This window comes from Paraburkholderia sp. SIMBA_053 (genome assembly GCF_046534895.1).
Lineage (GTDB): Bacteria > Pseudomonadota > Gammaproteobacteria > Burkholderiales > Burkholderiaceae > Paraburkholderia > Paraburkholderia caledonica.
Window position 1 is genome coordinate 1 of sequence record NZ_JAWRXU010000547.1, and the last position, 278, is coordinate 278.

1 protein-coding gene is annotated in these 278 nt (G+C 45.7%); it reads left to right on the forward strand.

The genetic code is table 11. From position 1 onward, the window contains the following. On the forward strand, positions 1 to 223 hold a 223-nt coding region (locus SB753_RS36800; RefSeq protein WP_410805055.1), incomplete at its 5' end, for a hypothetical protein. Positions 224 to 278 lie beyond the last annotated feature (55 nt).

Genomic DNA, 278 nt, shown 5'->3' on the forward strand with positions numbered 1-278 from the left:
GCCGCAGTTACTGCACTACCCAATCCAAAGCTATTTAACAGCAAAAGGTTATACCGAGTGCGCGCTGCAATCTCGGCAATGGATGCACGACAAAGTAATGGTGTTTAATGCCACACCGGAGCATTGTATTGAAATGACGATCGCAGAGTGCAAAGCCGATCTTGATAAGCAGAAATGCCAGTCGTTACCGCAGTATTTTAATGGTAAAGCAGTAACGTTCTGAAGTTTAGCTAAGCTGCATTTCGCGTTTTAACCTGCGCCAAATGCAGCTTGCTCAG